We start from the raw sequence: 13339 nt of genomic DNA, 5'->3' as shown, positions 1-13339 counted from the left end.
GTGTCGGTGCCCTTGAGCGCCTCCTGGGCCTCCCCGAGGGCGGCGTTCACGCCGTCCTTGACGTCGGCCGGGAGCTTCTCGTCGTTCTCCTTGACGAACTTCTCGGTCTGGTAGACCAGCGACTCAGCCTGGTTGCGAGTCTCGGCGTCCTCGCGGCGCTTCTTGTCCTCCTCGGCGTGCTGCTCGGCCTCGCGCATCATCCGGTCGATCTCGTCCTTCGGAAGCGCGGAGCCGCCGGTGATCGTCATCGACTGGGTCTTGCCGGTGCCCTTGTCCTCGGCGTGCACGTGCACGATGCCGTTCGCGTCGATGTCGAACGTGACCTCGATCTGCGGGATACCACGGGGTGCCGGGGCGATGCCCTGCAGCTCGAAGGTGCCCAGGTTCTTGTTGTCGCGGGTGAACTCGCGCTCGCCCTGGAACACCTGGATCGCCACAGACGGCTGGTTGTCGTCAGCCGTCGTGAACGTCTCGCTGCGCTTGGTCGGGATGGCGGTGTTGCGCTCGATGAGCTTCGTCATGATGCCGCCCTTGGTCTCGATGCCGAGGCTCAGGGGGGTCACGTCGATGAGCAGGACGTCCTTGCGCTCGCCCTTCAGCACACCGGCCTGCAGCGCGGCGCCGACGGCGACGACCTCATCGGGGTTGACGCCCTTGTTCGCGTCCTTGCCGGTCTCCTGCTTCACGAGGTCGCTGACGGCGGGCATGCGCGTCGAACCGCCGACCAGCACGACGTGGTCGATCTCGCCGACCTTGATGCCGGCCTCGCGGATGACGTCCTCGAAGGGCTTCTTGGTGCGATCGAGCAGGTCCTTCGTGAGGTCCTCGAACTTGGCGCGCGTGATCGTCTCGCTGAGCGACACGGGGCCGTTCTCGGTGAGGGAGAGGTACGGCAGGTTCACGCTCGTCGACATCGAGGAGCTGAGCTCCTTCTTCGCCTGCTCCGCGGCCTCCTTGAGGCGCTGCAGGGCGATCTTGTCGCCCGAGACGTCGACACCGGTGGTGTCCTTGAACTGCTTGATGAAGAAGTCGACGAGGCGCTGGTCCCAATCGTCGCCGCCGAGGCGGTTGTCACCGGCGGTCGCGCGCACCTGGATGGTCGAGAAGTCGTCGTCCTTGCCCACCTCGAGCAGCGACACGTCGAACGTTCCGCCACCGAGGTCGAAGACGAGGATGAGCTCGTCCTCCTTGCCCTTGTCGAGGCCGTAGGCGAGGGCGGCGGCCGTGGGCTCGTTGATGATGCGCAGCACGTTGAGGCCCGCGATCTCGCCGGCCTCTTTCGTGGCCTGGCGCTCGGCGTCGTTGAAGTACGCGGGCACCGTGACGACGGCATCCGTCACCGTGTCGCCCAGGTACTCCTCGGCGTCGTGCTTGAGCTTGCCCAGGATGCGCGCCGAGATCTCCTGCGGCGTGTACTTCTTGCCGTCGACGTCGAAGTTCCACGTGGTGCCCATGTGCCGCTTGACGCTGGCCACGGTGCGGTCGACGTTCGTGACGGCCTGGCGCTTGGCGGTCTCACCGACGAGCACCTCACCGTCCTTGGTGAACGCGACCACCGAGGGAGTGGTGCGGAAGCCTTCGGCGTTCGCGATGACCTTGGGCTCGCCGCCCTCCAGAACGCTGACGACCGAGTTCGTCGTACCGAGGTCGATTCCCACTGCACGGGCCATGTGTCTCTCCTTGCTTGTTCAGGGGCGGGCGGATGCCGGACCCCGGGGTTTCTGTGATGTCTGAGGGCGGCTGCGCCCGTGGTGCCTGAGCCGGGTCGAAGGGTTGAGCCGCGATGACTCAACGATAGTCCCGCGTGCCGCGCCTGTCAAAATGAAGTTGATAGCACTCGACTCAACTTGCGCACGCGCGGAAGCTCAGGCCGCCTGACGGGCGCGCCGATTCGCCTGCACGCGCTTGGTCGCCGCCATGAACCGGCGCGAGTCGGGGATGCGGGCGAGGAGCGGTCCCGCGATCATCGTGATCAGGACGTATGCCGTCGCGAGCGCGGCCAGCGACCGATCGATACCGGCCGCGACGGCGAGTCCGGCGATCACGATCGAGAACTCCCCGCGCGGCATGAGTGCGAAACCGGCGCGCCATCGCCCGGCCTCGGCGATGCCCGCGCGGCGGGCGGCGAGGTAGCCGGTGAGCAGCTTCGTGCCCATCGTCACGATCGCGAGCACGAGCGCCGGCACGAGCATCGGCACGAGATCGTGCGGATCGGTCGATAATCCGAAGAAGAGGAAGAACACCGCGGCGAACAGGTCGCGCAGCGGTGTGAGCACGCGCTGGGCGTGCGTGGCCGCCGGACCCGAGATGGCGATGCCGACGAGGAACGCCCCCACCGCCGAGGAGACGTTCGCCCCCGCGGCAAGGCCCGCCACGAGCAGCGTGAGACCGAGCACCGAGAGCAGCAGCACGTCGGCGTCGCTCGACCACACGAGCCTCGAGACGAAGCGACCGTGACGAAGCGCGACCCAGAGGATCAGCGTGACCACGCCGAGCGCGATGATGACCGACAAGGTGCCCGCCCCGAGCTCCACCCCGATCAGGAGCGCGGTCAGCACGGGGAGGTAGAACGCCATCGCGAGATCTTCGATGACGAGGATCGACAGCACGACGGGTGTCTCACGGTTGGTCAGGCGGCCGAGGTCCTGGAGCATCTTGGCGATGACGCCGGAGGAGGAGACCCACGTGATGCCGCCCATGGCCACCGCCGCGACCGGACCCCAGCCCAGCACGAGTGCGAGCAGGGCGCCGGGAAGCGCATTCAGCACCATGTCGAAGAGGCCGGCCGCCTTCGACGTCTTCAGGTTGCCGACCAGCTCCTGCGCGGTGTATTCCAGGCCGAGCATCAGCAGCAGGAGGATCACCCCGATCTCGGCGCCGATCTCGATGAACTCCTCGCCCTGCGTGAAGGGCAAGAGCCCGCCCTCGCCGAACGCGAGGCCCCCGACCAGGATGAGCGGGATCGGGGAGATCCCCAGCCGCGACGCGAGTCGGCTCAGCAGGCCGATCCCGAGGATCAGCGCGCCGATTTCGATGAGAACGAGCGCGCCGTGGTCCATCCCGCCTGTCAGCTTCCGGCGATGATGCGAACGAGATGATCGAGGCCGTCGCGCGTGCCGACGGCGACGACCGTGTCGCCGCTCTGGAGCAGATCGGCCGGCCCCGGGGCAGGGAGCACTTCGCTCTCGCGCACGATCGCGACGATCGAGCACCGCGTCCGGGTGCGGGCCTTCGTGTCGCCGAGCGGATGGCCGACGAAGGGCGAATCGGCGCGCATGGGGATCTGCTCGATCGATAGTCCCGCGACCTGCTCGCGCAGTCCGGCGAGTTGCGTGAGGATCACCGAGCCGCCGAGCACCTCCGAGAGCGCAATGGCTTCGTCGTCGGTCAGCTCGATGGTCTCGCTGGCACGGTCGGGATCGTCCTCGTCGGCGAGGGCGAGTTCGCGGCCGCCGTCGCGCAGGTTGAGCACGGAGAGTCGCCTCCCCGCATCGGTGACGATGTCATGTCTGATGCCGATGCCGGGCAGCACGGCGCGCTCAACGTGGGCTGGCATGCGTACATCATGGCACCGGTCCGCGCCGGAGTCGCGGTGGGGTGGATGTAGCCTGACGACGCGCGGCGACAATGCTGCACGCGCGTCGGCGCCATCCGCCGTTCACCGAAAGGCTCTAGCGTGACCGACATGAGCGATCCGGACCCCTCGGCTGCGCACGCCGTCCGCACCCCGCCGGCGGCCGCCGACACGGGCGCCATCGGCGCGATCGGCGCGGTCTTCCAAGACACGGGGTCCGAGGATCCGATCCCCCGCAGGCAGGTCACCTCCTGGGCATTGTGGGACTGGGCGACGCAGCCCTTCAACTCCGTTCTGCTCACGTTCGTGTTCGCCTCGCTCTACCTCGTGTCGGACAGTTTCCTGCCGGCCGAGATCGGGGCACTCCCCGAGTCCGACCCGGTGCGCGAAACCGCGCTTGCCGAACTCTCGAGCGGGTACGGCCTCGCGACCACGGTCGCCGGCATCCTGATTCTGCTGCTCGCCCCCGTGCTGGGGCAGACCGCCGACCGCTCGGGCCACCGCAAGCGCTGGCTGTTCGCCTTCACCATGCTCTTGGCCCTCGTGCAGTTCGCGCTGTTCTTCACTTTCGCCGACCCCGCGTACTTCTGGTACGGCGCGATCGTGCTGGCGCTGGGCGCCGTGGTGTCGGAGATCGCGGGCGTGAACTACAACGCGATGCTCGTGCAGGTCTCCACACCCAGAACCATCGGCAAGGTCAGCGGCCTCGGCTGGGGTCTCGGATACATCGGCGGGATCGTGGCCCTCACGATCGTCATCGCGCTGACCTTCGCGGACTGGTTCGGGCTCGACACCTCCAACGGCCTCGCCTACCGGCTCATCGCGGTGGGGTGCGGGGTCTGGACCATCCTGTTTTCCATCCCGCTCTTTCTGAACGTGCCCTCGCTGCCGACGCCGCTCGAGCCGACGAAGGTCGGCTTCTTCCAGAGCTACGTGGTGCTGGTGAAGGACATCGTCGCGCTCTACCGCGTGCACCGGCCGACCTTCTGGTTCCTGCTCGCGAGCGCCGTGTACCGCGATGGGCTCGCGGGAGTGTTCGCCTTCGGCGGGGTGCTGGCGGCCGTCGCGTTCCACTTCACGACCAACGAGGTGCTGATCTTCGCGATCGCCGCGAACGTCGTCGCCGGCATCTCGACGATCGTCGCGGGTCGCCTCGATGACCGCTTCGGTGCGCGCGCGGTGATCATCACGGCGCTCACGGGCCTGGTGGCGATGGCCCTGCTCGTCTTCTTGTTCCACGACGCCGGCAAAGTGGTCTTCTGGATCGGCGGGCTCAGCCTCTCGGCGTTCGTCGGACCGGCCCAGGCCGCGAGCCGGTCGCTGCTCGCCCGCGTGACTCCCGAGGGCATGCAGGGCGAGGTGTTCGGTCTCTACGCGACGACTGGGCGAGTCGCCAGCTTCCTCGCGCCGGCGCTCTGGACGATCTTCATCGTGACGTTCGGCGCCACCTACTGGGGGATCCTGGGCATCGCGATCGTGCTCGCGGCGGGCCTCGGTCTGCTGCTGCTCGTGAGATTCCCCGCGCGGGCTCCGCGCGGCTGAGCCTCGCGCTGACGGGGCATCGCCCAACGGGCGCGCGCGTCAGCCGCGCGGGTCGCCCTTGGGCCAGGCCTCCGCGAGACGGGCGAGCAGCGCGGCGAGCTGCGCACGCTCCTCCGGAGTGAAGCCGGCCAGCGCCGTCTGGACCGCCCCGATGCGCGCGCCGCGGGTCTGGGCGACGATCGCCCGCCCCTCGTCGGTCAGCAGGATGTTCGTGCGACGAGCGTCGTTCTCGTCGGCCTCGCGACGCGCGTGTCCCGCCTGGACCGTGGCCTGCACGAGCCGGCTCGCCCGCGGCTGATCGACGCCGATGCGCTCGGCGATCTCGCTCACCGAGAGCGGGGTGGATGCTGCGGCCAAGGCCTCGAGAAGCCGGAAGCGGGCCGCGAAGCGGCCCATCGGGCCCTGGTCTCCGCGCCACGGGCCGGCGTGGCCGGAGCCCCGGGAGTGGGGCTCGTGCATGTGCGAGTGGTGCGGGCCGTGCTCGAACGGGCCGCGGGGACCCCAGCCGCGGTGATCGCCGGGCGGGAAGCCGGCGCCGCGCGAGGGGCGCGGGCCGCGCAGCTGTGCCAGCGCGGCCGCGATCTGCTCGGCGAGTCTGGCCGCGTCATCCGATTCGCTCACCGAACCAGATTACATGCGACTTGACATGCATCGAAGTTGCATGTCACACTACATGTGCATGCATCTTGACATGTAAATGACGGCGCCGACAGGCGCTCCGAAAGGATTCCCGCAATGAACACCCCTGAAGACAACACACAGAACACCTCTGAAGACAACACACAGCACAACGACAGCACCCAGTACGACGCCGCGGGCTCCGGCCCGGCCAAGGAACGCCCCCTGGGGTTCTGGCTCCGCGTCGTCGACGCCCGCATCACTCGCGAGTTCAGCATCCTGCTCGAGGCCGACGGCCTCGACCGGCGGGACTGGATGATCCTCAACGCGATCGCCGGCACGATCGAGGCCGGACCGCTGACGAAACGCCTGGAACGTGGCGGACGCCGCCTCCGCGCGCTCGTGGAGCGGGGCTGGGTCACCGGCACTCCCGGTTCCTGGGCTCTGACCGACGAGGGCCGCACGGCCTTCGAGCGCATCGGTGCGAAGGTCGCCGACTTCCGGGCCCGCGTCGCGGGCGCGGTGCCCGCCGAGGACTTCGCCACGACTCTCGCAACGCTCCAGGCCATCGCGGCCGAGCTGGGTGAGGGCGACGACGAGGCACGCGGCTTCGGTCGCGGCCGGCGCGGGCACCGCCGCGGCCGGGACGGTCACTTCGGACCCATCGGCCACCGCGGCCGCTTCGGTCGCGGTCACGGCGACTACGACCACTTCGACCACGGTCGGCACTTCGGCCACTTCGGGCACGCCGGGCACGGTCACGAGGACTACGGTCACTTCGACCACGGCCGACACTTCGGGCCCTTCGGGCACCTCGGGCACGTCGGGCATGGTCACGGCGACTGCGGCCACCGCGGTGGCTACGACCGTGGCTTCGACCATGGCTACGACCGTGGCGATGCGCCCGGCGATGCGCCCGGCGCTGGGCACGGCCGCGGCTACGGGCACGGGCGTGGTTACGGCCGTGGCTTCGGGCGCGGTCACCGTCACGATCGCGGCTCGACGGGCGCGGCTCCCGCGGCCCCCACCACGGAGGCCTGACCTCACCCGATGGGCGCGGAGCATGGCGAAGGGTCGACGCCCGACAGGTCCGCGACCGGGCCGAGGATCACACACATCCCCCTCGCCGAACCGGCGAGGGGGATGTGTCAGCATGAAGGCATGTCCGCGCAGACCCCGGCCCTCGTCGCGATCTCCCATGGCACGTCCTCGGCGGAGGGTCGCGCGGCCGTGAAAGGCCTGCGCGACGCCGTCGAGGCGGCGCTCCCCAACGGTCCGACCGTGCGCCTCGGCCACGTCGATGTCGAGCAGCCCGACGTTCCCGCGACCCTCGCGACACTGCAGCCCGGCGAACCCGCGGTCATCGTGCCGCTGCTCCTCTCCGCCGGCTACCACGTGCACGTCGACCTGACCGATGCAGTCAAGGCAGCCGATGACCGCCCCGTGCAGCTGGCCGGCGCGCTCGGTCCGGACGACCTGCTCATCGACGTTCTGCTCGAAAGGTGCGAGCGCGCGGGCGTCCGCGACGACGACGTGCTCGTGCTCGCTGTCGCCGGCTCGAGCGACGCCCGCGCGGTGCGGGATTGTCACACGACGGCCGAGCGCTTCGCCGCCCGCGCGGGCCGCGACATCCGCATCGGCTTCCTCTCCGCCAGTTCGCCGCGCCTGGGCGACGCCGTCGCCGACGCGCGCGCGGCACATCCCGGCCGGCGGGTCGTCGCCGTGAGCTACCTCCTGGCCGAAGGATTTTTCCAGGGGCTCATCGACAAGGCCGGGGCGGATGTCGTCACCCCGCCGCTGCTGATCGCCGGCCGCCCCGTGCCGCGGCAACTCGTCGAGATCGTGCTCGACCGGTACGCGGCGGCGTCCGGCGCCTGAGTACGGCGGACTGAACCCCGACGCACGCGCAGCGCGCGCAGCGCACCGCATTCAAGCTCACTGGTGACGAAGTGACTCAGAGGGAGGCGCACAACCGGCGGCTGCCGACTCGCCCCTGCGCGCGGCACGCGGTCACCGGCTGTGGGCCGGTGTTGCTGGCCTTCGACACACCCGCGTGCCACCCCGCGGGCATGTCCCACTTGAGCCGGGATCCCGGCGCCGGTAAGCGGCCGAACTGGGACATCGTGCTGGTGAGGGGCGGGCATGTCCCACTTGAGCCGGGTTACCGGCACCGGTAAGCGGCCGGACTGGGACATCGCGGGGCGGGAGCTCACCGTCGCGTACGCCCGCCAACCCGCTCCCTAGCGCATTCGCGGTACGAAGGGAACCAATGTGTCGCAATGTGGCGATGTGCAACGCTTCGTGACCGGAATTTGTCGAACGCCGGAACCGTCGCTTAGCGTCGCACAATCGGCGTGGTATCGCCGCGCCCAGCCGATCGGGCGAAGGCACCTCCGGAAGGCCCATTGTGACGCTGCACGAAACGACTCCCGCCGCCGCGGCAGAGACCGCGGCGCGTCCTGCGGCGCGCGCGGGCGCCGCGCGGCCCCCGCGCCCCTCGACGCGCCCCAACGGCCAGTGGAAGATCGACGGCACCGCGCCGCTCAACGGCAATGAGGAGTGGAAGCAGGTCGACAACGGCCTGAGCGTCCGCGACCGCATCGAGAACATCTACTCGAAGGGCGGATTCGCGTCGATCGATCCGACCGATCTGCACGGACGTTTCCGCGTGTGGGGCCTCTACACGCAGCGCAAGCCCGGCATCGACGGCGGGCGCACCGCCCAGCTCGAGCCGCACGAGCTCGAAGACGAGTTCTTCATGCTGCGCGTGCGTATCGACGGCGGGCAGCTCACCACCGAGCAGCTCCGCGTGATCGCCGGCATCTCGAGCGAGTTCGGGCGCGACACCGCCGACCTCACCGACCGGCAGAACATTCAGCTGCACTGGATCCAGGTCGAGGCGATGCCCGAGATCTGGCGGCGCCTCGAGGGCGTCGGCCTCGGCACGACCGAGGCATGCGGCGACGTGCCCCGCGTCGTGCTCGGGTCGCCGGTCGCCGGCATCGCGGCCGACGAGCTCATCGACCCGACCCCGCAGATCGACGAGATCACGTCCCGCTTCATCGGCGACGACTCGCTCGCGAACCTCCCGCGCAAGTTCAAGTCGGCGATCACGGGCCACCCGAGCCAGGATGTCGTGCACGAGATCAACGACGTCGCATTCGTCGCCATCGAGCACCCCGACCTCGGCATCGGCTACGACCTGTGGGTCGGCGGTGGCCTGTCCACGACCCCGCGCCTCGGCGAGCGTCTTGGCGTATTCGTTGCCCCGGAGCGCGTGGCCGACGCGTGGCACGGCGTCGCGCAGATCTTCCGCGACTACGGCTACCGGCGCCTGCGCAACAAGGCGCGGCTGAAGTTCTTGCTCGCCGAGTGGGGGGCCGAGAAGTTCCGGCAGATCCTGCAGGACGAGTACCTGGGGTACGAGCTCCCCGACGGCCCGCCGGCCCCGAAGCCCAAGACGCAGGGCGACCACGTCGGCGTGCACCGGCAGAAGGACGGCCGCTTCTACGTGGGGGCGACGCCCATCGTCGGCCGCGTCTCGGGCCCGATCCTCTCGAAGCTCGCCGACCTCATCGAGGAGCACGGCTCGACCCGCCTGCGCACGACCCCGCACCAGAAGGTCGTAATCCTCGACATCCCCGAGGACCGCGTCGAGTCGCTCATCGCCGGCCTCGACGAACTGGGCCTCTCCGCCCGCCCGAGCCTCATCCGCCGCGGCACCATCGCGTGCACCGGCATCGAGTTCTGCAAGCTCGCGATCGTCGAGACCAAGGCCTACGCGACGACGGCCGTGCTCGATCTCGAAGAGCGCCTCGCCCAGTTCGAGCTGCCGCATCCGATCTCGCTCCATGTCAACGGCTGCCCGAACTCGTGCGCGCGCATCCAGACGGCCGACATCGGGCTGAAGGGTCAGCTCGTCACGATCGACGGCGAACAGGTGCCGGGCTACCAGGTGCACCTCGGCGGCGGGCTCGTGAACGCCGACCGCGACGAGCCCGGCCTCGGCCGTACGGTGCGCGGGCTCAAGGTCGCCGCCGACGGCATCGCCGACTACGTCGACCGGGTCGTCAAGCGCTTCCTCGCCGAGCGGGACGCCGCAGCCGACGAGAGCTTCGCCCAATGGGCCCACCGAGCCGACGAGGAGAGTCTCCAATGACCGTTTCGCTGGCCCCGCGCGCCGCCACCCGGCGGAGCGCCGACGAACTGCGCGCCATCGCCGAGCGCGGCGAGCGCGAACTCCGCAGCCTGGCACCCGCCGGCTCGGACGCCGCCGAGGCATCCCCCGCCGAGGTGATCGCGTGGGTCGCCGCCAATTTCGGGACGGATGCCGCGGCCGTCGCCTGCTCGATGGCCGACGCCGCCCTCCCCCACCTCGTGGCCGAGCAGCTCCCCGGGGTGGACGTGCTCTTCCTCGACACCGGCTACCACTTCGCCGAGACCCGGTTCACGCGCGACGAGGTCGGGCGCGCGCTCGACGTGCGGATCGTCGATGTGCTGCCCGACCAGACCGTCGCCGAGCAGGATGCCGAGTTCGGCGAGAAGCTCTTCTCCCGCGACCCCGCCCTGTGCTGCGCACGCCGCAAGGTCGCGCCACTGCACGACGCCCTCGCCGGTTACGAAGTGTGGTTCACGGGCGTTCGCCGCGAAGAGGCGCCCACCCGCACCAACACGCCGCTCGTGCAGTGGGACGAGCGCAACGGGCTGGTGAAGGTGAACCCGGTCGCGGCCTGGACCTTCGACGACCTCCTCGACTACGCGGGCGCGCACCAGGTGCCGGTGAACCTGCTCGTGACCAACGGATACCCGTCGATCGGGTGCGAGCCGTGCACCAAGCCGGTCGCCGCCGGCGAAGATCCCCGGTCCGGGCGCTGGGCCGGGCTCTCCAAGACCGAATGCGGGCTGCACCTATGACTGAGACCAGCGCGACGACGGTCCCCGACGCGGCGCCTCGCTCTGCGGTTCCTGACGCTTCGTCTCGCTCCGCTCGCTCAGCGACCGATCCGGTCCCTGAGCGAGGAGCGAAGCGACGAGACGAAGGGCTCGACGCCCTCGACGTGCTCGAGTCCGAGTCGATCCACATCATCCGCGAGGTCGTCGCCGAGTTCGAGCGGCCGGTGCTGCTGTTCTCCGGCGGCAAGGACTCCGTCGTCGTGCTGCACCTCGCGGCGAAGGCGTTCTGGCCCGGCAAGGTGCCGTTCCCGGTGCTGCACGTCGACACGGGCCACAACTTTCCCGAGGTGCTGGCCTTCCGCGACGAGACCGTCGAGCGGCTCGGCATCCGCCTCGAAGTCGCCCACGTGCAGGACTACATCGACGACGGCCGCCTCGCCGAGCGCGCCGACGGCACCCGCAACCCGCTGCAAACCCTGCCGCTGCTCGACGCGATCGCCGCGGGGCGCCACGACGCCGTGTTCGGCGGTGCCCGCCGCGACGAAGACAAGGCGCGGGCGAAGGAGCGGATCATCTCTCTGCGCGACGAGTTCGGTCAGTGGGACCCGCGCAACCAGCGGCCCGAACTGTGGAGCCTGTACAACGGCCGGCACACGCCCGGCCAGCACGTCCGCGCCTTCCCGATCTCGAATTGGACCGAGCTCGACGTGTGGAGCTACATCGAGCGCGAAAGCATCCCTCTCCCCCCGCTGTACTTCGCGCACGAACGCGACGTGTTCCGCCGGGACGGCATGTGGCGCGCCGTCGGCGAGGTCTCTCAGCCGCGCCCCGACGAACTCGTCGAGTCGCGCACCGTGCGCTACCGCACCGTGGGCGACATGAGCTGCACGGGCGCAGTCGAGTCGGATGCCGTGGACGTCAGCGCCGTCGTGCGCGAGGTGGCGCAGTCCACCCTCACCGAGCGCGGCGCGACCCGAGCCGACGACCGCATCTCGGAGGCGGCCATGGAAGACCGCAAGAAGGACGGGTACTTCTGATGACGCTTCGACAGGCTCAGCGACCAGGATCGCCGACACATCAGACTGGCACGCTGTTCCGCTTCGCGACCGCCGGCTCGGTCGACGACGGCAAGTCGACCCTCGTCGGACGGCTGCTGCACGACTCCAAGGCCATCCTCGCCGACCAGCTCGAGGCCGTCGCCCGCACCTCCGCCGAGCGCGGGTTCGGCGCCGGCACCGGCTTCGACTTCGCGCTGCTCACCGACGGGCTGCGCGCCGAGCGCGAGCAGGGCATTACGATCGACGTCGCCTACCGCTACTTCTCCACCGGCGCGCGCAGCTTCATCCTCGCCGACTGCCCCGGCCACGTGCAGTACACGCGCAACATGGTCACCGGTGCGACGACGGCCGACGCGGTGGTCGTTCTGATCGACGGCCGCAAGGGGGTGCTCGAGCAGACCCGCCGGCACCTTTCGGTCGTCGCGCTGCTGCGTGTGCCGCACGTGATCGTCGCCGTGAACAAGATCGACCTGCTCGGCTTCGAAGAGGCGAGATTCGCGGATGTCGCGGCCGACGTGCGCCGCGTCACGGCCGAGCTCGGCCTCGGCGAGGTGCACGTGCTGCCCGTATCGGCGCTCGAGGGCGACAACATCGTCGAGCGCTCGACCCGCACCCCGTGGTACCAGGGTCCCGCCCTTCTCGAACTGCTCGAGTCGCTGCCCTCGCAAGACGAGCTCGACACCGAGTTCGACCCGTTCCGCTTGCCCGTGCAGCTCGTGATCCGGCCGCAGGGCGGCCTGTCGCCCGAACTCGCGGCCGACGAGGCGCTGGCCGAGGCATACCGCGACTACCGCGCCGTCGCGGGCCGCATCGGCTCGGGCCGTGTGCGCGTCGGCGACCGGGTGACCGTGTTCCCGGCCGGCATCGAGACGACCGTCACCGGCATCGACCAGTCCGGCACGAGCCTCGACGAGGCCGTCGCACCCCAATCGGTCGCGCTGCGCCTCGCCGACGACATCGACGTCGCCCGCGGCACCGTCATCGCCGCCGCCGACACGCTGCCGAGCGCACGCCGCGACGTCGACGCCGAGCTCTTCTGGCTCGACCCCCGCCCGCTCGCTCCCGGCGCACGTGTGCTCGTCAAGCACGGCACGGCCACGGTGCAGGCGATCGTGTCGTCGGTCGACTCGAAGCGAGACCTCGACACGCTGGCTCACACACCGACCGACTCGCTGAGCGCGAACGACATCGGCCGCGCCCGGCTGCGCCTGTCAGCCGACCTGCCACTCGAGCCGTACGGCGTGAATCGTCACGCCGGCTCGTTCCTCGTCATCCACCCCGCCGACGGCCAGACGCTCGCCGCCGCCATCACCCACGACTGACCGACCGCACCACCCGCTGTCCACCCCTGCACCCGCAGGAAATCCGCAACATCCACCGAAATGCCGACGAAGGAGGCGACACCGTGAACACCACTCGCACCGCGATATCGATCACCACCCTTGGACTCGTGGCGGTCATGATGGCCGGCTGCGCCTCCGCCGCGGCAAGTCCCGAGGAGTCGGCGGGTTCGGTCGACGAGCTCCGTCTCGGCTACTTCGCAAACGTGACTCACGCGCCTGCCCTGGTCGGCCTCGAGGAAGGCCTCTTCGAGGATGCCCTCGGCGACGTCGACCTCACGACCCAGGTCTTCAACGCCGGCCCGGCCGCGATC

11 protein-coding genes and 1 pseudogene are annotated in these 13339 nt (G+C 69.9%); 8 read left to right on the top strand and 4 right to left on the bottom strand.

The window, feature by feature from the left end; genetic code table 11:
* From dnaK to VNT50_RS05480, 3 genes are all read right to left on the bottom strand, one after another.
* Window positions 1–1670: molecular chaperone DnaK (gene dnaK / locus VNT50_RS05490; protein WP_325484093.1), on the bottom strand; the 1670-nt coding region annotated here is incomplete at its 3' end.
* A 195-nt stretch (window positions 1671–1865) separates the two neighbouring features.
* Window positions 1866–3059: a cation:proton antiporter gene (locus tag VNT50_RS05485; RefSeq protein ID WP_325484092.1), complete on the bottom strand. Its 1194-nt coding sequence runs from the start codon at window positions 3057–3059 to the stop codon at window positions 1866–1868.
* Between the two features lie 8 nt (window positions 3060–3067).
* Window positions 3068–3556, bottom strand: coding sequence for a cation:proton antiporter regulatory subunit (locus VNT50_RS05480; protein WP_325484091.1), 489 nt, complete (start codon window positions 3554–3556; stop codon window positions 3068–3070).
* Window positions 3557–3685: 129 nt separating this feature from the next.
* Between VNT50_RS05480 and VNT50_RS05475 the strand changes: the two genes are divergently transcribed.
* Window positions 3686–5116, top strand: a complete 1431-nt coding sequence (locus VNT50_RS05475) for an MFS transporter (protein WP_325484090.1) — start codon at window positions 3686–3688, stop codon at window positions 5114–5116.
* A gap of 39 nt (window positions 5117–5155) precedes the next feature.
* Here the strand turns inward: VNT50_RS05475 and VNT50_RS05470 are convergent, their stop codons facing one another.
* Window positions 5156–5737: a MarR family winged helix-turn-helix transcriptional regulator gene (locus VNT50_RS05470; protein ID WP_325484089.1), complete on the bottom strand. Its 582-nt coding sequence runs from the start codon at window positions 5735–5737 to the stop codon at window positions 5156–5158.
* A 114-nt stretch (window positions 5738–5851) separates the two neighbouring features.
* On the opposite strand from VNT50_RS05470, the gene VNT50_RS05465 reads away from it, so the two are divergent.
* The 7 genes and pseudogenes from VNT50_RS05465 to VNT50_RS05435 form a co-directional block, all read left to right on the top strand.
* On the top strand, window positions 5852–6775 hold the full coding sequence (locus VNT50_RS05465) for a MarR family winged helix-turn-helix transcriptional regulator (protein WP_325484088.1): 924 nt from the start codon (window positions 5852–5854) through the stop codon (window positions 6773–6775).
* A 120-nt stretch (window positions 6776–6895) separates the two neighbouring features.
* Window positions 6896–7612, top strand: coding sequence for a sirohydrochlorin chelatase (locus VNT50_RS05460; protein WP_325484087.1), 717 nt, complete (start codon window positions 6896–6898; stop codon window positions 7610–7612).
* A 529-nt stretch (window positions 7613–8141) separates the two neighbouring features.
* Window positions 8142–9893 carry a nitrite/sulfite reductase gene (locus VNT50_RS05455; protein WP_414683941.1) on the top strand — a complete coding sequence of 584 codons (1752 nt, stop codon included), beginning with the start codon at window positions 8142–8144 and terminating at the stop codon, window positions 9891–9893.
* Window positions 9890–10648: a phosphoadenylyl-sulfate reductase gene (locus tag VNT50_RS05450; RefSeq protein WP_325484086.1), complete on the top strand. Its 759-nt coding sequence runs from the start codon at window positions 9890–9892 to the stop codon at window positions 10646–10648. Before VNT50_RS05455 ends, VNT50_RS05450 begins: the two co-directional genes overlap by 4 nt.
* A complete protein-coding gene (gene cysD, locus VNT50_RS05445) occupies window positions 10645–11664 on the top strand; it encodes a sulfate adenylyltransferase subunit CysD (protein ID WP_325484085.1) in 1020 nt (339 codons plus the stop codon). The genes VNT50_RS05450 and cysD overlap by 4 nt, the downstream gene beginning before the upstream one ends.
* Window positions 11664–13007, top strand: coding sequence for a sulfate adenylyltransferase subunit 1 (locus tag VNT50_RS05440; protein WP_325484084.1), 1344 nt, complete (start codon window positions 11664–11666; stop codon window positions 13005–13007). Before cysD ends, VNT50_RS05440 begins: the two co-directional genes overlap by 1 nt.
* 83 nt (window positions 13008–13090) lie before the next feature.
* Window positions 13091–13339 (top strand): annotated as a pseudogene (locus tag VNT50_RS05435) (sulfonate ABC transporter substrate-binding protein); the annotation flags it as partial.

This window comes from Microbacterium sp. (genome assembly GCF_035554235.1).
Taxonomy (GTDB): Bacteria; Actinomycetota; Actinomycetes; order Actinomycetales; family Microbacteriaceae; genus Microbacterium.
Note: the sequence above shows the minus strand (reverse complement) of the source record. Positions and strands in the feature narration are given on the sequence as shown.

Coding starts and splice junctions, on each gene's coding strand:
- VNT50_RS05485 (WP_325484092.1), bottom strand. CDS start 3,059: ATGGACCACGGCGCGCTCGTTCTCATCGAAATCGGCGCGCTGATCCTC.
- VNT50_RS05480 (WP_325484091.1), bottom strand. CDS start 3,556: ATGCCAGCCCACGTTGAGCGCGCCGTGCTGCCCGGCATCGGCATCAGA.
- VNT50_RS05475 (WP_325484090.1), top strand. CDS start 3,686: ATGAGCGATCCGGACCCCTCGGCTGCGCACGCCGTCCGCACCCCGCCG.
- VNT50_RS05465 (WP_325484088.1), top strand. CDS start 5,852: ATGAACACCCCTGAAGACAACACACAGAACACCTCTGAAGACAACACA.
- VNT50_RS05460 (WP_325484087.1), top strand. CDS start 6,896: ATGTCCGCGCAGACCCCGGCCCTCGTCGCGATCTCCCATGGCACGTCC.
- VNT50_RS05450 (WP_325484086.1), top strand. CDS start 9,890: ATGACCGTTTCGCTGGCCCCGCGCGCCGCCACCCGGCGGAGCGCCGAC.
- cysD (WP_325484085.1), top strand. CDS start 10,645: ATGACTGAGACCAGCGCGACGACGGTCCCCGACGCGGCGCCTCGCTCT.
- VNT50_RS05440 (WP_325484084.1), top strand. CDS start 11,664: ATGACGCTTCGACAGGCTCAGCGACCAGGATCGCCGACACATCAGACT.